At 67.6% G+C, this 25,010-nt stretch carries 22 protein-coding genes; 1 reads left to right on the top strand and 21 read right to left on the bottom strand.

Annotation, left to right across the window (positions count from 1 at the left end; translation table 11 throughout):
- Positions 1–143: 143 nt before the first annotated feature.
- From ATCM_RS14250 to ATCM_RS14160, 19 genes are all read right to left on the bottom strand, one after another.
- Complete coding sequence (locus ATCM_RS14250) at positions 144–755, bottom strand: ribonuclease HII (protein WP_243694102.1); 612 nt, start codon at positions 753–755, stop codon at positions 144–146.
- 38 nt (positions 756–793) lie between these two features.
- Positions 794–2,062: a lipid-A-disaccharide synthase gene (lpxB, locus tag ATCM_RS14245; protein WP_132865144.1), complete on the bottom strand. Its 1,269-nt coding sequence runs from the start codon at positions 2,060–2,062 to the stop codon at positions 794–796.
- A 2-nt stretch (positions 2,063–2,064) separates the two neighbouring features.
- Positions 2,065–2,856: an acyl-ACP--UDP-N-acetylglucosamine O-acyltransferase gene (lpxA, locus tag ATCM_RS14240; RefSeq protein WP_132865143.1), complete on the bottom strand. Its 792-nt coding sequence runs from the start codon at positions 2,854–2,856 to the stop codon at positions 2,065–2,067.
- Between the two features lie 18 nt (positions 2,857–2,874).
- A complete protein-coding gene (gene fabZ, locus ATCM_RS14235) occupies positions 2,875–3,333 on the bottom strand; it encodes a 3-hydroxyacyl-ACP dehydratase FabZ (protein ID WP_132865142.1) in 459 nt (152 codons plus the stop codon).
- On the bottom strand, positions 3,330–4,352 hold the full coding sequence (gene lpxD / locus ATCM_RS14230) for a UDP-3-O-(3-hydroxymyristoyl)glucosamine N-acyltransferase (protein WP_132865141.1): 1,023 nt from the start codon (positions 4,350–4,352) through the stop codon (positions 3,330–3,332). Before lpxD ends, fabZ begins: the two co-directional genes overlap by 4 nt.
- A gap of 324 nt (positions 4,353–4,676) precedes the next feature.
- Positions 4,677–7,142 (bottom strand): outer membrane protein assembly factor BamA, encoded by a 2,466-nt coding sequence (gene bamA, locus ATCM_RS14225; protein ID WP_165931192.1) that lies wholly within the window; start codon positions 7,140–7,142, stop codon positions 4,677–4,679.
- Between the two features lie 71 nt (positions 7,143–7,213).
- A complete protein-coding gene (gene rseP, locus ATCM_RS14220; RefSeq protein ID WP_132865139.1) occupies positions 7,214–8,572 on the bottom strand; it encodes an RIP metalloprotease RseP in 1,359 nt (452 codons plus the stop codon).
- A 26-nt stretch (positions 8,573–8,598) separates the two neighbouring features.
- A complete protein-coding gene (locus tag ATCM_RS14215; protein WP_132865138.1) occupies positions 8,599–9,795 on the bottom strand; it encodes a 1-deoxy-D-xylulose-5-phosphate reductoisomerase in 1,197 nt (398 codons plus the stop codon).
- A gap of 2 nt (positions 9,796–9,797) precedes the next feature.
- Positions 9,798–10,619 (bottom strand): phosphatidate cytidylyltransferase, encoded by an 822-nt coding sequence (locus tag ATCM_RS14210; RefSeq protein WP_132865137.1) that lies wholly within the window; start codon positions 10,617–10,619, stop codon positions 9,798–9,800.
- Complete coding sequence (gene uppS / locus ATCM_RS14205) at positions 10,616–11,392, bottom strand: polyprenyl diphosphate synthase (RefSeq protein WP_132865136.1); 777 nt, start codon at positions 11,390–11,392, stop codon at positions 10,616–10,618. The genes ATCM_RS14210 and uppS overlap by 4 nt, the downstream gene beginning before the upstream one ends.
- A gap of 3 nt (positions 11,393–11,395) precedes the next feature.
- The gene (frr, locus tag ATCM_RS14200) at positions 11,396–11,953 is read right to left on the bottom strand and encodes a ribosome recycling factor (RefSeq protein ID WP_132865135.1); all 558 of its coding nucleotides are present in this window, start codon (positions 11,951–11,953) and stop codon (positions 11,396–11,398) included.
- Between the two features lie 78 nt (positions 11,954–12,031).
- A complete protein-coding gene (gene pyrH, locus ATCM_RS14195; RefSeq protein ID WP_132865134.1) occupies positions 12,032–12,760 on the bottom strand; it encodes a UMP kinase in 729 nt (242 codons plus the stop codon).
- Between the two features lie 109 nt (positions 12,761–12,869).
- Positions 12,870–14,381, bottom strand: coding sequence for a GGDEF domain-containing protein (locus ATCM_RS14190; RefSeq protein WP_132865133.1), 1,512 nt, complete (start codon positions 14,379–14,381; stop codon positions 12,870–12,872).
- 173 nt (positions 14,382–14,554) lie between these two features.
- Positions 14,555–15,433, bottom strand: coding sequence for a translation elongation factor Ts (gene tsf / locus ATCM_RS14185; protein ID WP_132865132.1), 879 nt, complete (start codon positions 15,431–15,433; stop codon positions 14,555–14,557).
- 134 nt (positions 15,434–15,567) lie between these two features.
- Positions 15,568–16,374 (bottom strand): 30S ribosomal protein S2, encoded by an 807-nt coding sequence (gene rpsB / locus ATCM_RS14180; protein ID WP_132865131.1) that lies wholly within the window; start codon positions 16,372–16,374, stop codon positions 15,568–15,570.
- Positions 16,375–16,661: 287 nt separating this feature from the next.
- Positions 16,662–17,621 carry a spore coat U domain-containing protein gene (locus tag ATCM_RS14175; protein ID WP_165931191.1) on the bottom strand — a complete coding sequence of 320 codons (960 nt, stop codon included), beginning with the start codon at positions 17,619–17,621 and terminating at the stop codon, positions 16,662–16,664.
- 50 nt (positions 17,622–17,671) lie between these two features.
- Positions 17,672–20,092, bottom strand: a complete 2,421-nt coding sequence (locus tag ATCM_RS14170; protein ID WP_132865129.1) for a fimbria/pilus outer membrane usher protein — start codon at positions 20,090–20,092, stop codon at positions 17,672–17,674.
- A complete protein-coding gene (locus ATCM_RS14165) occupies positions 20,019–20,792 on the bottom strand; it encodes a molecular chaperone (protein ID WP_165931190.1) in 774 nt (257 codons plus the stop codon). Before ATCM_RS14165 ends, ATCM_RS14170 begins: the two co-directional genes overlap by 74 nt.
- 37 nt (positions 20,793–20,829) lie before the next feature.
- The gene (locus ATCM_RS14160) at positions 20,830–21,207 is read right to left on the bottom strand and encodes a spore coat U domain-containing protein (RefSeq protein ID WP_243694023.1); all 378 of its coding nucleotides are present in this window, start codon (positions 21,205–21,207) and stop codon (positions 20,830–20,832) included.
- Between ATCM_RS14160 and ATCM_RS19155 the strand changes: the two genes are divergently transcribed.
- Positions 21,191–21,673 (top strand): hypothetical protein, encoded by a 483-nt coding sequence (locus ATCM_RS19155; protein WP_165931082.1) that lies wholly within the window; start codon positions 21,191–21,193, stop codon positions 21,671–21,673. The genes ATCM_RS14160 and ATCM_RS19155 overlap by 17 nt on opposite strands.
- Here ATCM_RS19155 and ATCM_RS14155 read toward each other — a convergent pair.
- Both ATCM_RS14155 and ATCM_RS14150 read right to left on the bottom strand, forming a co-directional pair.
- Complete coding sequence (locus tag ATCM_RS14155) at positions 21,626–22,636, bottom strand: spore coat protein U domain-containing protein (RefSeq protein WP_165931188.1); 1,011 nt, start codon at positions 22,634–22,636, stop codon at positions 21,626–21,628. The genes ATCM_RS19155 and ATCM_RS14155 overlap by 48 nt on opposite strands.
- 38 nt (positions 22,637–22,674) lie before the next feature.
- Entirely contained in the window at positions 22,675–25,002 is a 2,328-nt protein-coding gene (locus ATCM_RS14150; protein ID WP_165931187.1) for a fimbria/pilus outer membrane usher protein, read from the bottom strand.
- Between the last annotated feature and the right edge of the window lie 8 nt (positions 25,003–25,010).

The raw sequence follows: 25,010 nt of genomic DNA, 5'->3' as shown, positions 1-25,010 counted from the left end.
AGGGTAGCGACGGGGGAACGGGGGAACAAGGGCTCAGGAACGGGTGTACAGGAAGGCGAAGGCGGGCGGCGCCTGACGGCAATCGGGCACCGCTGCCGCCGGCGAGGCGGGGCGGGGGCCGGGCGACGCCTTGGCCGGAGGCACTACCCCAAGGCATCCCTGACCGGCGCGAACGACCTTCGGTGTTCGGCGCAGGGCCCGTGGGCTTTCAACGCGGCCAAGTGGAACGGCGTGCCGTAGCCCTTGTGCTGGTCGAAGCCGTATTCAGGGTGTCGCTGGTGCAGCTCCAGCATGTAACGGTCGCGGCTGACCTTGGCCAGGATCGAGGCGGCCATGATCGCGCGGTCGATGGCGTCGCCGCCGACCAGCGCTTCGGCCGGGCAGGGCAGCCCCTTGGGGATCTTGTTGCCGTCGATGCGGGCGAACTGGGCCACGTGGCCGACGCCTTCCACCGCGCGGCGCATGCCCTGCATGGTGGCCTGGAAGATGTTCAGGCTGTCGATCTCGGCCACGTCGACGAAGATGATCGAATAGGCCAGGGCGCGCTCGACGATGCGGTCGTACAGCAGTTCGCGCTTGCCGGCGGTCAGGGCCTTGGAATCATCCAGTCCGTTGATGCGCGGGCGTGCCGGGTCGAACACCACCGCGGCGACGGCCACCGGGCCGGCCAGCGGGCCGCGGCCGGCTTCGTCCACGCCTGCGACCAGGCGCGGGGCCTGGCGTTGCGCCAGCGCGGCATCGTCGAACAAGGACAGCGAAAGGTCCGCTGTCCTGGCAGGAACACGGCGGGCGTTCACGGCTGGGCTTGCCGGGCCGGTGCATCCAGCAGGCCGGCCACCGCATCGGCGGCGCGGGCGGAAGCGTCCTGGCGCAGTTGCTGGTGCAGGCGCAGGTAGTCGTCCTGCAGTCCGGCCACGCGGGCCGGGTCGTCGAACCAGTCACGCACGGCGCCGGCCAGGTTGTCGGGTGTGCAGTCGTGCTGGATCAGCTCCGGTGCCAGGTCCTTGCCGGCCAGCACGTTGGGCAGTGCATAGCGGCTGACCTTGATCAGCCCCAGGCTGCTGACGATGCGGTAGGTCAGCTCGGACACCCGGTAGCCGACCACCATCGGTCGCTTGACCAGCATGGTTTCCAGCGTGGCGGTGCCGGAGGCCAGCATCACCACGTCGGCGGCGGTCATGGCCTCGCGGGCGCGGCCATCGAGCAGGTGCACGCGCGCGCTGGGCAGCGCCGCGGCGCGGATCTGCTCGACCAGCATCGCTTTGCATTTGGCATTGGCGGCCGGCACCACCAGGTGCAGGTCATGCCGGTCCTCGCACAGCTGCCAGGCGGCGGCGAAGAACGGCGGGCCGAGGCGGCTGACCTCGCCCAGCCGGCTGCCGGGCAGCACCGCGAGCACCGGTGCCTGCGCGGGAATGTCCAGTGCCTGGCGTGCCTGCAGGCGGTCGCTCTGCAGCGGGATGTCATCGGCCATGGGATGGCCGACGAAGCGCGCGTCGATGCCGTGCCGGGCATAGATCGGCGGCTCCATCGGGAACAGGCACAGCACCAGGTCGGCGCTGGCGCCGATCTTCTCGGCGCGCTTCTCGCGCCATGCCCAGACCGACGGGCTGACGTAGTGCACGGTGCGGATGCCGCGTTGCTTGAGCCACTTCTCCACGGCCAGGTTGAAGTCCGGCGCATCGATGCCGATGAACACGTCCGGCTGCCATTCCAGCACGCGCTGGCGGAACGCCTTGCGCAGCTTCAGCAGGCGCGGCAGATGGCGCAGGATCTCGGCCAGGCCCATCAACGCCAGTTCACTGGCATCGAACCAGGTTTCGCAGCCGGCGTTGCGCATGGCATCGCCGCCGATACCGGCGAACTCGGCGTCCGGATAGCGCGTGCGCAGCGCCTTGATCAGGCCGGCGCCGAGCCCGTCGCCGGACGCCTCGCCCGCGACCAGCGCGATGCGGACCTTGCGGCGGGAAACAGGGAGCAGGGAGGCGGGAAGGGCAGCTGGCTGCGCCGTGGTCGGCGCACTTGCTGCCCCCAGCTCCCCGTTCCCCGGGCGGTTCCCCATGCTCATCGCTGCAACGGGCGCTCGCCGCTTTCGATGAAGTCCAGCAGCTGCTTCACGTCGTCGCTGTCGCGCGCCTGTTCGGCCAGCTGCTGTTTGGCCTCGGCCAGCGGCAGGCCGGCGACGTAGATGGTGCGGTAGGCGCGCTTGATCGCGCTGATGCGCTCGGCGTCGAACCCGCGGCGCTTGAGGCCCTCGCTGTTGATGCCGCGCGGGCGGCCATGGCCATCGATGCCGACCATGGTGAACGGCGGGATGTCACCGGTCACCAGCGAGCCCATGCCCAGGAAGGCGTGGTCGCCGATGCGGCAGAACTGGTGGGCACCGGCAAAGCCGCTGATGATCACCCAGCTGCCGACGCTGACATGCCCGGCCAGCGTGGTGTTGTTGGAGAACACGCAGTGGTCGGCCACATGGCAGTCGTGGGCGATGTGGGTGTAGGCCAGCATCCAGTTGTCGTTGCCGATGGTGGTCACGCCACCACCGCCGGCGGTGCCACGGCTGAGCGTGACGAACTCGCGGAACACGTTGCGGTCACCGATGACCAGCTCGGTGCGTTCGCCGGCGAACTTCTTGTCCTGCGGCTCGCCGCCGACGGCGACGTGGCCGATGAAGCGGTTGTCGCGGCCGATGCGGGTCGGGCCGTGGACGCTGCAGTGCGGGCCGATCTCGGTGCCGTCGCCGATCTCCACTTCCGGCCCGATCAGGGTGAACGCGCCCACGCGCACGCCGCTACCCAGCTTGGCGGAAGGGTCGATGACCGCGGTCGGATGGATCAGGGAGGCGCTGTCACTCATGCAAAGACTCCGGCTGGATTACTCGCGGGTGCCGGCGCACAGCACTTCGGCGTGCGCGACCACTTCACCATCGACCTTGGCTTCGCCGTAGTACACGGCCATGTTGCGGATCACGCGCTTGACCTGCACGTGCAGCTCCAGCACGTCGCCCGGCACCACCTGCTTCATGAAGCGCACGTTGTCGACCTTGACCAGGTAGAACAGCTTGGACTGCGCATCACGGCCCAGGCTCAGCTGGGTCAACACGCCACCGGCCTGCGCCAGCGCCTCGATGATCAGCACGCCCGGCATGATCGGCTGGCCGGGGAAGTGGCCCTGGAAGAACGGCTCGTTGATGGTCACGTTCTTGTGCGCAACGATGCGCTTTCCTTCCACGTCCAGCTCGACGACCTTGTCGACCAGCAGGAAGGGGTAGCGGTGCGGGATCAACGTCTGGATGGTGTTGACGTCGACGGGCAGCTGCAGCGGTGCGTTCATTCCTTCTCCTTGCTCACAGCCAGGATGCGCCGCGCGAGCGCATCGAGCTGCTTGAAGCGCGCGGCGTTCTTGCGCCACGTGCGGTTATCGGTCAATGGGGTACCGGACGAGTACTCGCCCGGTTCGGTAATGGAGTTGCGGACCACCGACTTGCCGGTGATCACCACGTGGTCGCAGATTTCCAGGTGGCCGACCACGCCTACCGCACCGCCGAGCAGGCAGTAACGGCCGATCTTGGCGCTGCCGGCGATGCCGGTGGAACCGGCGATGGCGCTGTGCGCGCCGATCTGCACGTTGTGGGCGATCTGCACCAGGTTGTCCACGCGCACGTCTTCGTCGAGCACGGTGTCTTCCAGCGCGCCGCGGTCCACACAGCTGTTAGCGCCGATCTCGCAATCGTCGCCGATGCGTACGCCGCCCAGCTGCGGCACCTTGATCCAGTGGCCGTTGTCCATCGCCAGGCCGAAGCCCTCGGCGCCAAGCACCGCGCCGGGATGGATACGCACGCGCTTGCCCAGCTTGACCCGGGCGACCAGGGTGACGCGGGCCAGCAGTTCGCTGCCGGCCTCCACGATGCAGTCATCGCCGATCACGCAGCCCGGGCCGATGATGGCCGCCTCGCCGATCACCGAGCGTGCGCCGATGCAGACGTGGGGGCCGATGTGCGCACTGTCCGCCACCGTCGCGCTGGGATCAATCACCGCGCTGGGATGGATGCCGGGCTCGCGGACCGGCACGGTTTCGAACAGCGCACCGATCTTGGCGAAGGTGGTGTAGGGATCCTTGGCGATCAACGCGGTGCCGGGTGCGGCCTCGGCGTCATCGGCGCGCAGCACCACGATCGAGGCCTTGCTGTCGGCCAACTGCGCGCGATAGCGGGGATTGGCGAGGAAGGTCAGCTGGCCGGGGCCGGCATGGGCGAGCGTGGCCACGCCGGAGATGGCGGCAGCCGGATCGCCGTGCACCTGCAGGCCGAAGCGGTCGGCAAGTTCCTGTGCGGTATGGGTAGGAATATTCACGTGGCGAGTTTACAGCCTGTGCAGGTGGTGGTCATGCGGGCGGCCGGGCCGACGTGGCGCGAGACAGACGGACGTGGACCGGCCAACAGCGGTCAAGGCGTGGACCGGAAAGGGAGCCAGAGCCCGCCACCGCCCACGCAGGCCGGGGAGGGGGCCGTAAACCGGAAGCCCTAAACGACCAGAACCGCGCGCCGGCGGTTCTGGAGGAAAGCCACTTTGGTAAGGGCGCGCGGGGATCTGGAAGTCCCGGAGCGCGCCCCGGCAGCGCGCCCATGGCGTGATGCCGGGTACCCCGGGCCGCCCCGGGGTCAGCGTGGCAGTCGCTTAGAACTGCCCACCGAAGGTGAACTGCAGGCGTTCGATCTCGTCGCCGTCTTCCTTCTTCAGTGGGATCGCGTAGCTGATCGAGATCGGGCCGACCGGGGCGCGCCACAACAGGGCGACACCGGCTGAGGCACGCAGCTCGTTGGCCTTGAAGTTGTCCACGCCGTTGTAGACGTTGCCGAAGTCGACGAAGGCCGACACGCGCGCGGACGGGCTGTCGAACAGCTTCGGGAAGTAGGCTTCGATCGAGCCGACGGTCTTCACCGAGCCACCCAGCGGCTGGCCGTTGTAGTAGCCACCGATGATCTCCGAGCGCGGGCCCAGGGTGTTGTCCTCGAAGCCGCGCACCGAGTTGGTGCCGCCGGCGTAGAAGTTCTCGAAGAACGGCAGGCCGGTGGCCTTCACCTGGCGGTGGTTGGCGGTCGGGTTGGTGGCGCAGTCGACGACCTGGGTGGTGTCCGGGGTGCCCGGGACCGCCGGCGTGCTGCCGTTGGCCGGCGTGCCCGGCGTACCGGGGATCACGTTCCAGCAGATGTCACGGACCTTGTCGCTGCCGTACGAATCACCGTAGCCCAGTTCCAGGCGGGTATTGATGACCAGCGACGGGATGATCGGCCAATACTTGGAGAACTGGTAGCTGAGCTTGTAGTACTCCACGGTCGAACCCGGCAGCGTGGCTTCCAGGCCCAGGCGCTGGTAGGTACCGGCGGTCGGCATGAAGTAGTCGTTGCGGGTGTCGCGCGCCCAGCCCAGCTCGGTACGCCAGGAGTGGAACGTCTTGGAGCCAATGGCATCGATGTAATCGATGATCGCCTTCGGCGTGTAGCCCTGGTAGGTCGTGATCTGGTTGCTGTCGATGCCGAACATCAGCGAGAACGCATCGTTCTCGGTGATCGGCACGCCGAACACCACCTGCGCCGCACCGTTGGTGCTGTTGTACTGGGCGGTGTTGAAGTCGGAGTAGTCCAGTTCGCGCCAGGACAGGTTGTAGCCCAGCGACACGCCGTCATCGGTGAAGTACGGGTTGGTGTAGGAGAAGCCATAACGCTGCAGGTAGCTGCTGCGCGAAGCTTCGACCGACACGCGGTTGCCGCCACCCAGGAAGTTGTTCTGCGACAGCTGCACCGAGGTGGTCATGCCGTAGGACTGCGAATAGCCCAGGCCGAACACGAAGCTGCCGGAGGTGGTTTCCTTGACGTTGTAGACCACGTCGACCTGGTCGTTGCTGCCGGTGACCGGGGTGGTTTCCACGTCCACCGACTCGAAGTAACCCAGGCGCTGCAGGCGGATCTTGGAGCGGTCGATGGCGGCCTGCGAGTACCAGCTGTTCTCGAACTGGCGCATCTCGCGGCGCAGCACCTCGTCGGCGGTGCGCGAGTTGCCCTTGAACACGATGCGGCGCACGGACACACGCGGGCCCGGCACGACCTGCATGTTCACCGCCACGGTGCGGTCACCGCGGTTGCTGGTCGGGATCGGGTTGACCTTGGCGAAGGCGTAGCCGATGTTGGACAGGCTGTTGGTGATGCTGTCCGCGCTCAGCTCCAGCAGGCCGCGCGAGAAGATGTCGCCGGATTTCTGGAACACCATCTTCTCCACCGTTTCCTGCGGCAGGATGGTGTCGCCGGTGACCTTGATGTCGGAGATCTTGTACTGCTCACCCTCGGTCACGCCGGTGGTGATGAACATGTCGCGCTTGTCGGGGCTGATCGAGACCTGGGTGGAATCGACGCTGAAGTCCACGTAGCCGCGGTTGAGGTACCAGGAGTTCAGCTTTTCCAGGTCGCCGGACAGCTTTTCCTTGGAGTACTGGTCGTCGCGGCGGTACCACGAGGCCCAGTTGTGCTCCTTGGACTCCCAGGTTTCCAGGATGTCCTCGGCCGGGAACTTCTCGGTGCCGATCAGGTTCACGTGGCGGATCTTGGCGGCCTTGCCTTCCTTCACGGCAATGGCCACGTCCACGCGGTTGCGGTCCAGCGGGCTGACGGTCGGGGTGATCTCGACGTTGTACTTGCCGCGGTCGTTGTACTGGCGGCGCAGCTCCTGGGTCACGCGGTCCAGGCTCAGGCGGTCGAAGGTGCCACCCTCGCTCAGGCCGATGTCGGCCAGGCCCTTGAGCAGCTGCTCGCTCTTGATGTCCTTGTTGCCGGTGACGGTCAGCTTGTTGATCGCCGGGCGTTCCTTGACGGTGACGACCAGGATGTCGCCCTGGCGGTCCAGCTGCACGTCCTCGAAGAAGCCGGTCTTGTACAGCGCACGGATGGTGTCGCCGACCTTGGCATCGTCGACCACGTCGCCACGCTCCACCGGCAGGTAGGTGAACACGGTGCCGGAGGAGATGCGCTGCAGCCCGTCCACGCGGATGTCGCTGGCGGTGAACGGCTCGGCCGCCTGTGCGAGCGCAGGCAGTGCCAGGCCGGCAGCAAGGGCGAGGGCTAGCAGGCGGCGATTGGGGAGTCGCGTCATATCACGTCCGGTTGGAGTCGATTTCAGAGTTGCGTGGGTGCCGGCGTATGACGACGTCAGCGGGAAAAAGTTCATCGCGGGACCAGGCTGAGGATGTCGTTGTAGAACGCCAAGCCCATCAGCCCGGCCAACAGCGCCAGGCCGATGAATTGACCCGTCGCCATGGCACGCTCGCTCAGCGGGCTGCCCTTGACCAACTCGATAAGGTAATACAGCAGGTGCCCGCCGTCCAAGACAGGGATGGGCAGCAGGTTGATGATGCACAGGCTCAGCGACAGCAGGGCCAGGAAATACAGGAACCAGTCCACCCCGCGCTCGGCCGAGGCATTGGCCACGCGGGCGATGGTGATCGGGCCGGAAACGTTCTTCAGCGAGGCGTGGCCGGTGAGCATCCGGCGCATCATGCCAAGCGAATCTGACGCCAGTTTGCCAGTCTCGCGCACCGCGGCCGGCAGGGCGGCCAGCACGCCGTACTGCTGGCGGGCGTCATAGGCAGGGGCCTGTCCCTGCTGGAAACCCACCCCCAGCAGCCATTGCGGCTTGCCGTCGGCACCCTGCCCGGGCTTCGGGGTCAGTTCCAGCGCCAGGCGCTCGCCATTGCGCTCGACCTCGACCATGCCGGGGCCGCCGCGCTTGCCCAGCGCCTGCACCAGCGGGGTGACCTGGTCCATGCTGTCCACGCGCTGGCCATCGACGGCCAGGATCAGGTCGCCGCTCTGCAGCAGGTTGGCGGCGGCCGAGCCGGTGACCACGCTGTCGACCCGGGCCGGCTGCAGCCAGAACTGCCAGACCAGGCCGGCCTGGGCAGGAACCTGGCGCTCGTCGAAGCCGGCCGGCAGCTGTGACAGCGGCAGCACTCGGGTGCGCTCGTTGTCCAGGGCGTCGCGGACGCGCACATGGGCGTCCTGGCGGTCCATGGCCGCGGTGGTCAGCGCCATGCTCGCCTCGGCCCAGGTGTCGACCTTGCGCCCATCCACCTCCAGCACGCGGTCGCCGCTGGCGAAGCCGGCGCTGGCGGCGATGCCGGTGGTGCGGCCGAGGGTGGCTGAATAGTCCTGCCGGCCGATCACGAACATCACCCACAACAGGGCGATGCACAGCAGCAGGTTGGCGGCCGGGCCGGCGGCGACGATGGCGATGCGCTGCCAGACGGTCTTGTTGTTGAACGCGACCGCGCGCTCCCCGGCGGGGACCTCGACCTCGCGCTCGTCGAGCATCTTCACGTAGCCGCCCAGCGGGATCGCGGCGATCGCGAACTCGGTGCCGTCCTTGTTGTAGCGGCTCCACAGCGGCTTGCCGAAGCCGACCGAGAAGCGCAGCACCTTCACCCCGCAGCGGCGGGCCACCCAGTAATGGCCGAATTCATGGAAGGTCACCAGCAGGCCAAGGCTGACGATCATCCACCACACGGAACCGAGGAAGTCAGCCATGTGCAGCGCTCGGTTGGGGGAAGGGCTCAGACATGCGGCAGGTGGGCGATGGCGGTGCGGGTGGTATGGCGGGCCTGTGCATCGGCGGCCAGCAGGGCCTCCAGTGTATCGGCGGCCGCGTGAGGCAGGGTGGAGAGGGCTTGTTCCACCAGCGCAGGGATCGACAGGAAGCCTATGCGGCCCTGAAGAAAGGCTGAAACCGCTTCTTCATTGGCCGCGTTCAGGATGGCCGGGGCGGTGCCGCCGGCGTCCATCGCCTGCCAGGCCAGGCGCAGGCAGGGGAAGGCGTCCAGGTCCGGGGCCTCGAAATCCAGCCGGCCCTGGCTCAGCAGGTCCAGCCCGGCCACGCCGGATTCGATGCGGCGCGGCCAGCCCAGGCCCACGGCCAGGGTGGTGCGCATGTCCGGCAGGCCCATCTGGGCCAGGGTCGAGCCGTCGATGAACTCGACCAGCGAATGCACCAGGCTCTGCGGGTGGACCAGCACGTCGATGCGCGAACCGGGCACGTTGAACAGGTGGTGGGCCTCGATGACCTCCAGCCCCTTGTTCATCAACGTCGCCGAATCCACCGAGATCTTCGGCCCCATCGACCATTTCGGGTGGGCCACGGCCTGGGCGACCGTGACCGTCTCCAGCGCGGCCCGGCTGCGGCCGCGGAACGGGCCACCGGAGGCGGTGAGGATGATCCGGCGCACGCCGGCGTCCAGGCTGGCATCGCGCGAGCGCAGGCACTGGAAGATGGCGTTGTGTTCGCTGTCGATCGGGATGATTTCAGCGCCGGCGGCGGCCGCTTCCCGGGTCAGCAGGGTGCCAGCCAGGACCAGCGATTCCTTGTTGGCCAGCAGCAGGCGCTTGCCGGCGCGGGCGGCGGCGAGCGTGGAGGCCAGGCCGGCGGCGCCGACGATGGCGGCCACCACGGTGTCACAGGCGGCGCTGGCCGCCAGCGCCTCGATGGCGGCATGCCCGGCATGGGCTTCGGTCGCCAGCCCGGCGTCGGCCAGCCCGTCACGCAGGCGTTCGAACAGGGCCGGGTCGGCGATCGCGGCGTGGTCGGGGCGGTGGGTGCGGCACAACGCGAGCAGCGCATCCACGCTGCTGCCGGCGGCCAGCACGCTGGCGCGCATCTGCTCCGGGTGGCGGGCGATGACGTCCAGTGCCGAGGTGCCGATGGAGCCGGTGGCGCCGAGGATGGCGACCTGGCGCGGGGTCGAGGAGGAGGACATGGTCAGAAACCGAAGATTTCCTTGCCCAGCGCGAACACCGGCAGCGCGGCCAGCACGCCGTCGATGCGGTCCAGCACGCCGCCGTGGCCCGGGATCACGTGGCCCGAATCCTTGGCGCCGGCGTGGCGCTTGAGCAGGCTTTCAAACAGGTCGCCGAGCACCGAGGCCAGCACAGCGATGGCCGCCACCAGCATCAGCCAGCCGAACTGCGACATCTGCACTCCGGCGATCCAGCCGAACACGCCCGCGGTGACCATGCCGGCGACCAGGCCGCCAAGCAGGCCTTCGATGGTCTTGTTGGGGCTGATGCGCGGGGCCAGCTTGTGCTTGCCGAAGGCGCGGCCGGCGAAGTAGGCGCCGGAGTCGGCCGCCCAGACCAAGGTCAGGGCGGTCAACAGCCAGCGGTGTCCGTTCGGCTCGCTGCCGTGGATGAGCACCAGCGAGGCCCAGGCTGGCACGATCGCCAGCGTGCCGGCCGCCAGCTTGAGCGGGCGGGCGCCGCTTTCCTCGTGCGCGCCGAAATTGAAGAAGCGCAGCCACAGCAGGGCCAGCAACCAGAAACCGACGCCGATCAGCGCGGTCAGCTGGAAAAGCACGTCATAGCCGGCCGAAGCCCAGACCATCAGCACCATCAGCAGCAGGTTCAGGACCAGCAGCACGGTGCGCGGCAGGCCGTCCACGCCGGACAGCTTCAGCCACTCCCACAGCCCGACCAGGAACACCAGCGCGGCCGCGGCCGCCAGCCATTGGGTAGGCAGCAGCAGAATCGCGCAGATGGCCACCGGGGCCATGATCAGCGCGGCGATCACTCGGGTCTTGGTCATGGAAGGGCGCTCTCGGCCGCCTTGCCGGCGGCGATCTGGGCGCTGGTCAGGCCGAAGCGGCGTTCGCGCCCGGCATAGTCATCCAGTGCCTGTTGAAGGATGGCAGCATCGAAGTCCGGCCACAGCACCTCGGTGAACCACAGTTCGGTATAGGCCAGCTGCCACAGCAGGAAGTTGCTGATGCGGGTGTCGCCACCGGTGCGGATGAACAGGTCCGGCGGCGGCATGTCGGCCAGGGCGACGTGTTGCCCGAGCAGGGCCTCGTCGACCTGGTCGGGGCGCAGCGTGCCCGCGGCGACCTGCTCGGCCAGGCGTCGGGCGGCCATGGCGATGTCCTGGCGGCCGCCGTAGCTGGCAGCGATGCTCAGGGTCATCGTGGCGTTGGCCGCGGTGCGCTGCTCGGCCTTGTCCATGCGCTGGACGATGCTGGCGGCGAAGCGGGAGCGGTCGCCGATGAAGCGCACGCGCACGCCGCGCCGGTGGAGTTCATCCACCTCGCGGTCCAGCGCGCCGAGGAACAGCTTCATCAGCGCGTCCACCTCGTCCTGCGGGCGGCCCCAGTTTTCACTGGAGAACGCGAACAGGGTGAGCGCGGCGATGCCGCGTTCCAGGCAGAAGTCGATGGTGCGGTTGACCGCGCGCGCGCCGGCGCGGTGGCCGATCATGCGCGGCCGACGGCGTTGCTGCGCCCAGCGCCCATTGCCATCCATGATGATGGCAATGTGGCCCGGCAGGCGCGGTGCGGGTGTGCCGCTGGGCAGGACGGATGGCACCGGTCAGACCGCCATCAGTTCCTGTTCTTTCTGCTTGACGATGTCGTCGACGTCCTTGATGGCCTTGTCGGTCAGCTTCTGGATGTCGTCCTGGGCGCGACGGTCGTCGTCCTCGGTGATGGCCTTGTCCTTGAGCAGCTTGGCCACGTCCTGGTTGGCATCGCGACGGATGTTGCGGATGCCGACCTTGGTCTCCTCGCCTTCCTTGCTGACCGACTTGGCCAGTTCCTTGCGGCGCTCCTCGGTGAGCGGCGGCAGATTCAGGCGGATCACCGTGCCCATGGTGGTGGGCGTGATGCCGATGTCCGAGGCGTAGATGGCCTTCTCGACTTCCTTGATCATGTTCTTGTCGAACAGGGTGATGACCAGCGAGCGGCCTTCGGACACGCTGATGCTGGCCACCTGGTTCAGCGGGGTGTCGGTGCCGTAGGCCTTGACCTTGATGCCGTCCAGCAGCGCCGGGGAGGCACGGCCGGTACGGATGGTGGTGAGGGTGTGGCGCAGAGCGTCGAGGCTCTTTGCCATGCGCGTCTGCGCCGTGGTTTTGATGTCGTTGATCATCGCCCGAATCCTTGATGGTGCTGGAACCGGGCGATTATAGGCGAAGACCCCCCTCCATCGGACCGGAACCGTGGAAGGTCAGTGTGCGTCGCGGCCGTGGACGAGGGTGCCGATGTTCTCGCCGTGCAGGATCTTGAGCAGTTCGCCCGGCTGGCCCATGTCGAACACGCGCAGCGGCAGGTCGCTGTCTCGGGCCAGGGCGAAGGCGGCGGTGTCCATCACTTCCAGGCCCTGGCTGATGACCTGGTCGTAGCTCAGGGTGTCGTAGCGGACCGCGTCGGCGTGCTTGTTCGGGTCCTTGTCGTAGACGCCGTCGACCTTGGTGGCCTTGAGCAGCAGGTCCGCGCCGATCTCGATGGCGCGCAGCGCGGCACCGGAGTCGGTGGTGAAGAACGGGCTGCCGACGCCGGCGGCGAAGATCACCAGGCGGCCCTTTTCCAGGTGGCGGATGGCGCGGCGGCGGATGTAGTCCTCGCACACGTCGTTGATCTTGATCGCGCTCATCACGCGCGCCTTGGCGCCGAGCTTCTCCAGCGCGTCCTGCATGGCCAGCGCGTTGATGACCGTGGCCAGCATGCCCATCTGGTCGCCGGTGACGCGGTCCATGCCGCCGGCGGCCAGGCCGGCGCCGCGGAAGATGTTGCCGCCGCCGATCACCAGCGCCACTTCGGCACCGGCCTGCTGGGCTTCGATGACCTCACGCGCCAGGCGGTTGATGATCTTGGGGTCGATGCCGTAGTCCTCATCTCCCATCAGCGCCTCCCCGGAGAGTTTCAGAAGGATGCGTTGGTAGGCGAGTTTGGACATGACGACCTCTGGTGGCTGGAAAACGCGGGAATTCTAACGGAACCCGGGTCGTACAGTCAGAGCTTTGTTGCAGTGCGGCGACAATTCGCGGGAATTGCCGCCCGCCGGTTCAGCAGGCGGACGGTTGCGACACCGGGGACGGTGCGCGGGCGATGACCCGGTTGCGCCCCAGGTTCTTGGAGCGGTAGAGCACGTCGTCGGCGGCCTGGAGCAGGCCGCGGGTGTCGCTGAAGCGCTCGTAGGCGCCGTGGGTGGCCACCCCGGCGGAGAAGGTGACGTACAGCGGTGCCTCGTTGACGATGGCCATCGGGGTCTGGGTGATGACCTGCAGCACGCGGCGGATCACTTCCACCGCGATCTGCTCGTTCGCGCCCGGGAACAGCACCACGAACTCCTCGCCGCCGAAGCGGGCGACGGTGTCGGTGCCGCGCAGCTGGCCCTGCAGCCGGCTGGCGAAGGCCTGCAGCACCTGGTCGCCGACCAGGTGGCCGTGCTGGTCGTTGATCTTCTTGAAGTCGTCCAGGTCGATGAAGGCCACCGACAGCGGCCGGGCGGCGGCGCTGGCGCGGGTGAACTCCTGTTCCAGCACGACCTCCAGCTGGCGCCGGTTGAGCACGCCGGTCAGGGCATCCAGGTGGGCCTGTTCGGACAGGCGCCGGGCCTGGGCCTCGAAATCGTCGGCGCGGCGGTGGGAGGCGCTGGCGTCCTGCAGTTCGCGCAGGTTGCGCAAGGCCATCAGCTCGCTGGCGTGGTCGAGCAGGTAGGTGATGCGTGCCGGCGAGGGGACCGGGATGTCGAACAGTGCGCTGATTTCCGGCAGCATCTGGCTCATCTGCTGCAGGACCTGCTCGAACTGGGCGCTGTCCAGGCCCAGCTGGGTGTGGACCAGGTTCAGCGCGTGGGCACGGGCTGCGTCGACGTCGTCGGCCAGCCACATCTCGGCCAGCGCGCCGGACAGCGCCACGCAGCGTTCGAACGGGTCGGCCGGTTCGGCCGGGGGTTCGCTGTGCGCGATGGCATGGGTGAGGTAGTGGGGCAGGCCCCACATCTCGACCAGCCGCGCACCAATGTCGGCGTGGGTGCAGTCGAACAGGGCGCGCTCGTGGTCGAGCAGGCCGTCGTTGCTGGTGGCATCGGCCAGGATGGCTGGGTAGCTGTCGGCCCGGACCTGCAGCAGGGCCAGGATGCCGATGTCCTGCAGCAGCCCGGCCAGCATCAGTTCCTCGAGGCGGCGCACGCCGATGGCCAGGCCCAGGTAGCGGGCGCCCAGTGCGCTGAGGATGCCGCGGCGCCAGACCGCCTCATGCAGTTGCGCGTTGCGTGCGTCGTCCTCCAGGGCCCGCGAGAGACTGAAACCCAGTGCGAGCTGCAGGGTGGCGTTGAGGCCGAGCATGGTCAGCGCCTGGCCGAGGTTCTCGATGCGGCGGCGGCTGGCGTAGAGCGGGGAGTTGGCGATGCGCATCATGCGCGCGCTCAGGCCCATATCCAGTGCAATGACATCGGCCGCGGTGGCGATATCGGTCTCCGGATCCTGCGCCAGCTCGATCAGGCGGACGGCGATGGCAGGCGGCGAGGGCAGGTTGCGGCAGAGGGACAGTGCAGCGTTGAGCTCGGGCGACATGACAGGCAGGCAGGAGGCAATCCCTCAAAGCATACAGACACCCCCCGAATATGAAAGGGGCGTCATGGTTTTGCATGAAAGTGGTTGCACTTCCCGCGTGCTTCGGTTTGCGGAAAAACAAAGAAGCCGCGGAGGTCCGCGGCTTCTTCGGGTGTTGCGGGCTCAGGCAGGGATCAGACCTGCATGGCCTTGGCAACTTCGGCGGCGTAGTCTTCCACCACCTTCTCGATGCCTTCGCCGACCATCAGGCGCTGGAAGCCGACGACGTCGCCACCGGCGGCCTTGACGGCCTGCTCGACGGTCTTGTCGCTGTCCAGCACGTAGGCCTGGCCGTACAGGGTCACTTCGCTGATGATCTTGTTGATCTTGCCGCTGATGATCTTTTCCAGGATTTCGGCCGGCTTGGCCTTGTCCTTGTCGGTCATCTTGGCCAGCTCGATTTCCTTTTCCTTGGCAACGAACTCGGCCGGCACGTCGGCGGCCTTGTTGTGCGGCGGGTTCATCGCGGCCACGTGCATGGCCAGGCCGTTGGCCAGCTCGGCGTTGCCGCCGGCCAGGTCGACCAGCACGCCGATCTTGCCGTTGGAGTGCACGTAGGCGCCCACGGTGTTGTTGCCGTCAACCTTGACCAGGCGGCGGATCTGGATGTTCTCGCCCAGCTTCTGGATGGCGGTGGCGCGGGTTTCCTCGACGGTCTCGCCGGTCGGCAGCTTGGCCGACTTCAGGGCTTCCACGTCGGCGGCGCCGGAGGCCAGGGCGGCCAGGGCGACGGAGTCAACGAATGCCTTGAAGTTGACGTCGTTGGCGACGAAGTCGGTTTCCGAGTTCACTTCGACCAGCACGGCCTTGCCGCCGTCGACGGCGACGCCAATGCGGCCTTCGGCGGTGACGCGGTCAGCCTTCTTGTCGGCCTTGGCGGCGCCGGACTTGCGCAGGGCCTCGGCAGCGGCGTCGATGTCGCCGTTGGTTTCGGACAGAGCCTTCTTGCACTCCATCATGCCGGCGCCGGTGCGCTCACGCAGTTCCTTGACCAGGGAAGCAGTGATTTCCATGGAATTTCCTCACGAATAGAAAGGGGCAGGCCGGCAATGGTCGCCGGCCGTTGTTACGTGGCCCTGTCAGAAGCCGGCGCGCTGGGCTGCCGGTACAGGGAGAGCGGGCGCAGGGGCTGCGCCCGCCGGGTGTATCAGGCCGAAGCCTCGTCGCCCTTCTTGGCGCCCTTCTTGGCCGGAGCGCGGCGAGCCGGCTTGGCTTCTTCGCCGGCGTCGGCGTCGGCGAACTCTTCCTCGCGCACCGAGGCGGCGTTCGGAGCAGCGGCCTTGCCTTCCAGCACGGCGTCAGCGGCGGCGCGGGCGTACAGCTGCACGGCGCGGATGGCGTCGTCGTTGCCCGGGATGGCGTAGTCCACCAGTTCCGGGTTGTAGTTGGTGTCGACCACGGCGATCACCGGGATGCCGAGCTTCTTGGCTTCCTTGATGGCGATGTCTTCGTGACCGATGTCGATGACGAAGATGGCGTCCGGCAGGCGGTTCATTTCCTTGATGCCGCCCAGCGAAGCTTCCAGCTTGTCGCGCTCGCGGCGCAGGCCCAGCACTTCGTGCTTGACCAGCTTGTCGAAGGTGCCGTCGGTTTCACCGGCTTCCAGTTCCTTCAGGCGGGCAACGGACTGCTTCACGGTGCGGAAGTTGGTCAGGGTGCCGCCCAGCCAACGCTGGTTCATGAACGGCATGCCGCAACGCTCGGCTTCTTCCTTGATGGCATCGCGTGCGCTGCGCTTGGTGCCCAGGAACAGGATGGTGCCGCGCTTCTGGGCAACGGACGAGATGAAGTTCATCGCATCGTTGAACAGCGGGACGGTCTTTTCCAGGTTGATGATGTGGATCTTGCCGCGGGCGCCGAAGATGTACGGAGCCATCTTGGGGTTCCAGTAGCGGGTCTGGTGGCCGAAGTGGACGCCGGCTTCCAGCATCTGACGCATGGTGATCTGGGGCATTGCAAAAACTCCTGACGGGGAACCGGCTGCCGGGTAAAAGGGAGGGCAGTCCGCATTGAAGCGGTAGGTTCCGGGGTTGGGCTTCCCCGACGCCTCCGTGGCCGAACCCTGACTGGCAGGGCACCCCGGCACGGATGGGGGCGAAGGGTGTGGATTCACCGATGACGCACGGCGTGGGCGGCATTTGGCAGGGCAGGGCCCGGCAAAGCTCGCGAAGTATAGCGGCAGCGGGTGTCGGCCGCAAATTGCCAGACCCGGCGGCGCCCGGGGGCAGGCAGACGGGCGGATCAGTAGGTCAGGGTCACGGTCACGGTGTCCGTGTAGCTGCCGGCGCGGGTGCCGGGTTGGGCGGGGATGCGGCCATAGACGGTCAGGATGCTCGGGTTCTCACTGCCGGTACCCGCAACGCCGGAGGCCGGCGAGCTGCCCCAGCGTTCCAGCCGGTTTGCATCCCGGTACAACTCGTAGGTGATGCGGTTGCCTGCCGATGCCATGCGCCGGGTGCTGCCGTTGGCATTGGCGCCATCGTTCAGCGTGACGTTCCATGGTGCGCCGATCGGGCATTGCAGGCTGATCGTGGAGGTCTGTTCGCGGGGGCTGGCCAGGCCGTCGCTGCGGCCGAAATCCATGTCGCTGGCAGCGTTGATGCGACAGCTGTTGGTGTAGAGGGCATTTACCCCCGCCCAGGTGAAATTGGCCTGGCCGGCACCGCCACCGGCACCGGCCGCCCCGTTGCGGCAATTGTCCACGCTTGGGGTGAGCACGTAGCCGTAGCTGTAGCGGACCACGGAGGCGCCGGGAGTGCCCAGATATGGGAAGGCGGCCGGCAGGTTCTGCCCCGCGGGTACGCGGCCATACAGGGGGATGCTGAGCTGGCGCGACTGGCGGACGCCCACATCGAAGCTGAGGCTGTAGACGGGATAGGCGCTCCCCAGAGGGCCGACCAGTTGGGTGCGTGCCGGATCCGCATACAGGTCGTAATTCATGAAGGCGCCGTTGCCATTGCTCATGCGCCGGGGGGCGATGCCAGCGGGCGTGCCTTCACCGACGAACACGCAGACGCTGAACTGCGCGGGCAGGATCGACCATAGATCGGCGGGCCCTTGGCAGGTAAGTTGCAGGGTGGTTTGCGCGTCACTTCTGCCTGCCGAGGTGACGGTGCCGAAATTCAGCTGTATCGGGCTGGTGACCGAGCAGCTCTGGGCAGGGACCGATAGCGGGAGACTGGCCAACAGGAAAGCAGACAACCGTACCGTCCGGCCTGGCGACCGGCGGGATGCCCGGCGATGCCAGCGGCTCATCGGCATATCACGTCGGCAAGTTCGAAGTGGCCTTCGCGGGCCGGGACAACCGGCAGCGCGGCGTGGCACGCGGCATCGCCGCCATCGAAATGGAGGCGTGCCTGTGCGGGGGGATCCTGCACATAGACCTTGCCTTCATGACCCACGCTGAGCGCAATGGGCGCACTGCCCTCGGCTTGCAGGATGATGTGGCTGCCGGCCGGCAGCCATTGGCCGTGGCGGTCACGGATGCCGAATTGCAGGGACAGGGTGCGGCGCATCGCGAAACTCACCTTGGCCCCGCTGCGGGAGGCGGGGACGACATCAATGCGGGTCGCCTTGATCAGCATGTCCGCCGGCAGTTGTTGGGGGTCGATCGAGAGCTGGTTGTGCTGCCAGGCGTTCAGCGGCGTGACCAGCAGATAGCCGCGGGCGTCGGTGGTCCCGACCATGCGGTTCTCCAGGTGTATCGGCACATGGCCGATGCCATCGGTGGAGACCAGGGCGAAAGCATCGTCGACCCGTCGTAGCGCTTGCAGGTATCCGCCCAGCCAGACCACGCCGCCGCTGGCGCTGGCATAAAGCAGGGTCGAGTGGGCACCGCTGCTGTCGGTGCGCTCCAGGCCGGCGCTCCATTGCCCGTACTCGCCGAGTCGGGTGACCTCGGCGCGCGCGCTGCGGTCCTCGCCCGTACTGGTCTGGGCATGCCAACCCCAGCCGCCCAGGTCGCTGGAAACGCCACGGCTGGCTTCCATGGACAGGTTGTTGCCGTCCAGGCCGTGGCGGGCCGACGTGGCGATGCTGGTGTGGCGGTCGAGGGGCAGTGACCAATACAGGAAGGCGCTGTCGCTGCGGCTGCCTCCCAGGTTGCGGTTGTAGCTCAGGCTCAACAACGCGTTGCCGCTGGAGCTGCGGGACCAGTTGAAGCTGGCGTAGCGGCTCGGATCGACGCCGGGCAGCCGTTGGGACACGTAACTCAGTCCGAACTGACCGAAGCGGGTGCTGAAGCCGGCATACGCCTGGTCAGTCCGGCGCGGCAGCGTCGCCTGCTCAAGAACCGCCGGGACATCGCGAAAGCCTTGGCTGCGGCGCAGCGTGCTGGCGGCCAGGGAGAGCCATGGAGAAGCCCATTGATAGCCCAGTCCGTATTGGCTTCCCTGGCGAGGGCCGGCCTGACTGGCTGCCAGCGAGGCGCTGAGCATGCCGCCACGTTGGCCCAGCAGCATCTGCATGCCGGCACCGGCCTGGGCGATTCCCGCACTGGCCTCGGCGTGGGCTTCCACCGTGAGCCATTCCTCCAGGCCGCGGCGCGTGCTGGCACTGGCCACCGGTTTGTTGCCGTAGACGAACGAGCGCTGGCCATAGTCGCGGCGCAGCGTGCCGAGTTCCAGCGACCAGTCGGACAGCCCTGCCTGCAGCAGGCGCGGGCTGGCGTACAGCGCGAAGTCCATGGTCCGGCGTTGGCCATTGATGTCGGTGACCACCAGTTGTGCCTGGCCTGCGCCGTTGATCGAAGGTGCGGCGTCGAGTTGGAAGCCTCCAGGCAGCACCTGCTGGCTGGACTGACGAATGCCATCGATGTACAGGTCGACGGTGGACGGCAGCACGGCTTCGCCCGCGAAGGACGCCAAGGGCGTGGTGACCCGGTACGGCTGCAAGGCGAAATTTCGCGACAGGCGGATGCCGCCGATGCGCGTGGCGCGCGACCAGTCGAGCGCGCCGCTGAGGGTGTCGCCGATGCTCAACGTGAGCATCTTGTCGGGGATGTCCAGTTGCCAACGGCTGTCCAGGCGCGTGGTACGGATACCGGTGCCGGCGCTGCCGGTGTGGAGTTCACTGGACATCGTAGTGCTCCACTGGCCGGGCCCCATGCCGAACAGGAGCAGTTCGTTGTACGCGTTGTAGTTGCCTGTGCCCGCAAAGCGCTGTCCGTACAGGTCGTAGTTGAGCAGGACACCGGGGCTGCGTTGGCCGGGATCGGGGCCGAGCATGGGCCGCCGCGCCAAGTCAATGTGCGTGAGTGGGCGCTCGAGCATCTGCACTGGCACGAGCAGGTCCAACTGCTGGAGTGAGGCGTCGAAATCGACGCGGACGCCGGCCAGCGCATGCAGGGCGATCAGTCCCGATGCATCGGCTGCGGCGGGCGGACGCAGGCCCAGTTCGCGCAGGGTGGATGGACTGGCCAGCAGCACGCCATCACGGGTGATGAAGCGGGCCAGCCGGGTATTCGGTTCGTGGTTGATCCGGGTTTCGAGAAACAATACCTGCCCGGCCGGAGCCGTTTGGCCGGCGGGAGTAGCGGTGGCGCCATCCACAGGGGCGTTCACGGACATGGCTTTGCCGGCGGACATGGCGAGCGCGACGCTAACGATCGGTGCCGGCCAGCGGTAGGGCCTGCGCGCTGGTGTCGTCGTTGAGCTTGGCGTGGAGGGTGCCATGGGCAGCAAGGGCCTCGGGCAGGGAAAGGGTCCATCGCATCTGCTGTCCGGCAAGCACGTAACCCAGCAGTCCCGGGGTGATGTCGACGCGGCGTCCGTCGGCCGACAGCCACGACACCTGACTGATGCGGATGCGGCCGGTGCCGTTGTTGTGCAGGGTGAGGCTGGCGCTGCGGCCCTGTGCCCGCCAACTGCCCTGCAGCAGGCCGATGTCGGTGTTGGCGGCCTTGCCAGCCGGTGGCTGCGGTGCCCGTGTGCCGGCCGGTAGTACGAACACCGGGATCGAATGCCTCAGCAGGAACTGCAACCCACCCGCCGAAGTGGGGGCTGCCGGCTCAGGTAGTTCGTCGACAATCAGCCGGAAAGCCTGCTCGCGGGCCGATGGGGGCACCTGTTCGCGCACGATGCGTACCAGTTGGCGCTGCCCGGGGGCGATCTCGCTCATCGGTGGGCTGGCCACCAGGGCGTTGCTGGGGAGCAGTTGCTCCTGGCCATCTGCCTGCTGCCACTGGTGAATGCGCACCTGCGCGCGCAGCGGTTGCGTGCCGTTGTTGCTCAGCCACAGGATCTGCGCGGGCTGGGTGTGTTCGAACTCCAGCAGGATGGGTTCAACCTGCAGGTTTCCGGCGCCAGCATGGCCGGCGGCCCCCACGAAAGCCAGGATCGCAGCGCTGAACCGTCGCCGGCGGTTGCCTGTCAATCGTCCAAGCGGCGGGTTGCACATGGCTGCCCGCCGTTCAGTAGGTGACTGTGGCGACCACGGTATCCACATAGCTGCCGGCCGCGGCATCGGTGGAAGGCACCCGGCCGAACACCGGGATCAGCTGATCGGTGGCCGTGCCGGTGCCGGCCAGCGTATTGCTGCCCAGTACATCGCCCCAGACGTCCTGGCGGCCGGCATCGCGGTACAGGCCATAGGCCACGTACTGGTTGTTGGCGTCGGCCATGCGTCGGTTGTCACCCGCGGCGGTGGGGCTGCTGGCGTTGGTGCCGGCATTCAGGCCGATGGCATAGGGCGTGCCCAGCGTGCAGTTCACCTGCAGGGTGCCCTGTGCATCGACCGGTGTGCCGGTGGAGCGCGCATGGCTGGAAAAATCGATGTCGCTGGCACTCACCGATTGGATGAGGCACGACTCGGTGATCACGATCCGTACCTGGAACTGGGTCGTGGCGGTGGCTGTCTGCGCGTGGCTGGAGAAACTGGCGAGGGCAAGCGCGCTCGCGACCAGGAATGCATTGAAAGTGTCGATGACCGTCTCCTTGCAGGTTGGGCCGCCGCAGCGCCGCTGGATTCACCGATTGGGCGCGCGTCAGGGCTGGAGTCCGCGATCGAATTGGAATGCGCGGCAGGCACCATCGATGATGTGCCGCGCCGTGGCCGCAGGGAAGCGAGGGGGGCTGCCGATACAAAAGCCGAGCAATATCAATGCCGGCATGGATCGTGTGCGTACCATTTCGGGGTACAGCCAGGTGACGGTCCCCTCATTCCTGCCTGCCGAGTGGAGCACGTTCGGGAACGATGGCGCGGCAGTTTCAGAAGGTGAGCGTGACCGTGATGGTGTCGCGGTAGCTGCCTGGTGAGGCGGCGGGGTCGCTGAAGACACGGCCATGGACCGTCAGTGATTGTTCGACATTGGTGCCGATGCCACTGACCCCGGTGGCCCGGGTATTGCCCCAGCGTTCGAGCAGCGCGGGGTCCCGGTACAACTCGTAGCCGAGGCGCTTGCCGCCGGCGTTCATGAAGCGACGGCCCGCCTGGGCGTAGGCGCCATCGTTCAGGGTGACGTGCCATGCGGTATTGGCCGGGCACTTGAATCGGATGGCCGAGGTCTGCTCCAGCGCGGCAGCCAAGCCGCCGGCCGTGCCGAAATCCATGTCGGTGGCGGTGGAGATCCTGCAGGTGTTGGCGACGCGTGCGTGGATCCCGCTCCAGGTGAAGTTGGCGATGCCGGCACCGCCAAAGTGGCCTGGCGTCCCGGCGCGGCACTCGCTTTCCGTCGGGGTGTACACGTAGCCGTAGCTGTACCGCACCATCGAATTGGTTGGCAGCCCTTTGTAGGCCGAGGTGGCGGGCAGGTTCTGTCCTGCCCGTACCCGGCCATGGATGGGAAAGTCGTGGTAATAGGTGGCTCGCGGGGCGACGCCGAAGGTGGCGCTGTGCAGGGGATGGCTGGATCCCGGTGTGCCGATCATCAGCGTCCGGCTGGAATCGGAGTAAAGGTCGTAGTTCATGTAGGCATCCGTGCCGTTGTACATCCGCCGTGGTGCGATGCCGGCAGGCGAGCCTTCGCCGATGAACAGGCAGACCCGGAACAGGGCGGTGCTGATCAAGGTGTTGGTGTCACCACTGCATTCCACGCGAAGGTAAGCGCTGGCATCGCGCGCACCGGTGCCGGAGACGGTGCCGAAGTCCAGGGATGCCTGCTGGCGGACAGTGCACACCGGGTAGGCAGCAAACGACAGGCTGGGCGCCAACAGGATGGCCAGGGCCACCAGCACCCGCGTTGACCATGCGTGGGCGTGGCCTCTGGAATGGATGTACATCAGGGGGCCGGGACGGCGCAGGGGAGTGCAGGAATGGCTCATTGGCAGACCACATCGGCCAGGTTGATGCGCCCTTCGCGCAAAGGGGCTTCGGGCACGGCGGCGCTGCAGGCGTCGCTGTCGGAACGGAAGTGCAGGTGCGCCAGCGGGGGCGGATCGAGCAGGTAGACCTTGCCTTCGTGGCCCACCAGCGTAGTGGCCGATGGGGCGCCGGGTGCCTTGAGGGTGAGGCGGCTGCCGGCCGGCAACCATTGGCCGGCCCGGTCGCGCACGCCGAACTGGATGGCCAGGGTGCGGCGCATCGTAAACGCCACCTGGATCGCGCTGCGTGTTTCCGGTACGGCGTCATGCCGGACGGTCTCCAGCAGCATGTCGGCCGGCAGGTCCAGCGGGTCGATGGACAGCTGGTTGCGTTGCCAGGCAGTGAGATGCGGAATCAACAGCTGTCCATGCTTGTTGGTGACGCCGACGGTGCGGTTCTCCAGTTGCACCGGGACACCGGCCACGCCGCTGGTGGATACCAGGGCGAAGGCGTCATCGACACGTGGCAGGGCGTGCAGGCGCCCGCCCAGCCAGGCGATTCCGCCGTTGGCACCGGCGTAGAGCAGCGGGCTGTTGCCGCTGCGGTTGTCGTGGTCCAGGCCGGCCGTCCATTGGCCATGGTTGCCGTGCTGACTGATTTCCCCGCGCGCGCCATAGCGGTGATTGCCCACGCTGGCCTGCGCGCGCCAGCCCAGTTCGCCCTGCTCGCGGCTGGCGCTGCGATGGGCTTCCACGGACAGGCTGTTGCCGCCGCGGTCATGGCCGATGGACGCGGCCGTGGCGGTGTGCCGGTCCAGGGGCATCGACCAGTACAGAAACGCGCTCTCGCCGCGGTGGTCGGTGAGGTCGCGGTTGATGTTGAGGTTGAGCAGCGCACCGCCGGGGGATGTCAGGGACCAGTTCAGTCCTGCATGGCGGGTGCGCGAGGTATCCGGGTACTGCTGCATCACATAACTCAGGCCCAGCTGTCCGGCCGGGGTGCTGATGCCGAGTGAGGCCTGTTCGGTCCGGCGCGGCAGGGTGGCGCCCTCATGCACGGCGGCCACGTCGCGATAGTCCGCGCTGCGGCGCAACGTGCTGGCCGCGGCGGCAAGCCGCGGTGACGTCCATTGGTAGCCCAGCCCCCGTTGCTGGCCCATCCTGGCACCGGCGCGACTGCTCGCCCACGAGCCGCTGACTACCCCGCCACGCTGGCCAAGCAGCAGGACCGCGCCGGCTCCGGTCTGGCCGATGCCGTGACTGCCCTCGACATGGGTCTGCAGGGTCAGGTGCTTGTTCATGCCATGGCGAAGGCTGGCGCTGGCCAGGGCGACGTCGCCGTAACGGAAGGAGCGCTGGCCGTACTCGCGTCGGATTACCCCTCCCTCCAGCGACCAGTCCGACAGCCCCGCCTGCAGCAGGCGGGGGCTGCCATACCGGTTGAAGTCCAGCGTGCGACGTTGTCCGTTGATATCGGTGATGACCAGCTGCGCATGGCCCGTGCCGTTGAGCGAAGGGCTGCCATCCAGCTGGAAGCGGCCGGGGAGCAGGGAATGGGTGGATTGCCGGATGCCGTCGATGTACAGGTCGACCGTGGAGGGCAACACCGCCTCGCCGGAGAATGCGGCCGGGGGAGTGGTGATGCGGTAAGGCTGCAGGGCGAAGTTGCGCGATAGTCGAATGCCGCCGATACGCGTCGCGCGTGACCATTCCAGCGCACTGGTGGTGGTGTCGCCCACGGTCAGGGTGACCATGGATTCGGGGAGATCCAGCTGCCAGCGGCTGTCCAGGCGCGTGTTGCGGGCGCGGACGTCCGCCTTGGCGGGCCCGGCATGCAGGCGGCTGCGCATCGTGTTGCTCCAGACGCCACGGCCCACGCCGAACAGGCGCACTTCGTTGAAGCTGCTGAGGTTGCTTCCCTCGCCGGAGCGCTGGCCGTACAGGTCGTAGTTGAGCACCGCACCGGGCACGCGTTGGCGTGCATCGCGCAGCGCAGCTTCGGTGCGGGTCAGGTCGATATGCGTCACCGGGCGGTCGAGCATCTCCACCGGCGCCAGCAGGTCGAGGCGTTGCCGTGGTGCGTCGTATTGCACGCTGAGCCCCGCCAGCGAGGGCAGTTCGACCAGGTGCCGGGTGGCAACCGCGGCCGGCAGTCGGAGCCCCAGTTTCCACAGGGTGGCCGGGCTGGCCAGCAGCACGTCACCGCGTCGTACGAAGCGTGCCAGCTTGCCGGTGGCGGCCTCGTTGACGCGGGTGTCCAGGTAAAGCACGTGCTCGTCGACCGCGATATCCGTCGCATCATTGGCAGGGGCGTCGGCCAGGGCCAGCCCGGTGACCGCGGCCACAACGGCCT

The sequence above is a fragment of the Stenotrophomonas sp. ATCM1_4 genome, from assembly GCF_004348115.1.
GTDB classification, from domain to species: Bacteria; Pseudomonadota; Gammaproteobacteria; order Xanthomonadales; family Xanthomonadaceae; genus Stenotrophomonas; species Stenotrophomonas capsici.
Note: the sequence above shows the minus strand (reverse complement) of the source record. Positions and strands in the feature narration are given on the sequence as shown.

What these genes read in the sequence shown, in the direction of transcription:
- lpxB (WP_132865144.1), bottom strand. Translation starts at nt 2,062, where the DNA reads ATGGGGAACCGCCCGGGGAACGGGGAGCTGGGGGCAGCAAGTGCGCCG.
- lpxA (WP_132865143.1), bottom strand. Translation starts at nt 2,856, where the DNA reads ATGAGTGACAGCGCCTCCCTGATCCATCCGACCGCGGTCATCGACCCT.
- fabZ (WP_132865142.1), bottom strand. Translation starts at nt 3,333, where the DNA reads ATGAACGCACCGCTGCAGCTGCCCGTCGACGTCAACACCATCCAGACG.
- bamA (WP_165931192.1), bottom strand. Translation starts at nt 7,142, where the DNA reads ATGACGCGACTCCCCAATCGCCGCCTGCTAGCCCTCGCCCTTGCTGCC.
- rseP (WP_132865139.1), bottom strand. Translation starts at nt 8,572, where the DNA reads ATGGCTGACTTCCTCGGTTCCGTGTGGTGGATGATCGTCAGCCTTGGC.
- ATCM_RS14215 (WP_132865138.1), bottom strand. Translation starts at nt 9,795, where the DNA reads ATGTCCTCCTCCTCGACCCCGCGCCAGGTCGCCATCCTCGGCGCCACC.
- ATCM_RS14210 (WP_132865137.1), bottom strand. Translation starts at nt 10,619, where the DNA reads ATGACCAAGACCCGAGTGATCGCCGCGCTGATCATGGCCCCGGTGGCC.
- frr (WP_132865135.1), bottom strand. Translation starts at nt 11,953, where the DNA reads ATGATCAACGACATCAAAACCACGGCGCAGACGCGCATGGCAAAGAGC.
- pyrH (WP_132865134.1), bottom strand. Translation starts at nt 12,760, where the DNA reads ATGTCCAAACTCGCCTACCAACGCATCCTTCTGAAACTCTCCGGGGAG.
- ATCM_RS14190 (WP_132865133.1), bottom strand. Translation starts at nt 14,381, where the DNA reads ATGTCGCCCGAGCTCAACGCTGCACTGTCCCTCTGCCGCAACCTGCCC.
- tsf (WP_132865132.1), bottom strand. Translation starts at nt 15,433, where the DNA reads ATGGAAATCACTGCTTCCCTGGTCAAGGAACTGCGTGAGCGCACCGGC.
- rpsB (WP_132865131.1), bottom strand. Translation starts at nt 16,374, where the DNA reads ATGCCCCAGATCACCATGCGTCAGATGCTGGAAGCCGGCGTCCACTTC.
- ATCM_RS14170 (WP_132865129.1), bottom strand. Translation starts at nt 20,092, where the DNA reads ATGGCACCCTCCACGCCAAGCTCAACGACGACACCAGCGCGCAGGCCC.
- ATCM_RS19155 (WP_165931082.1), top strand. Translation starts at nt 21,191, where the DNA reads ATGTCGCTGGCACTCACCGATTGGATGAGGCACGACTCGGTGATCACG.
- ATCM_RS14155 (WP_165931188.1), bottom strand. Translation starts at nt 22,636, where the DNA reads ATGTACATCCATTCCAGAGGCCACGCCCACGCATGGTCAACGCGGGTG.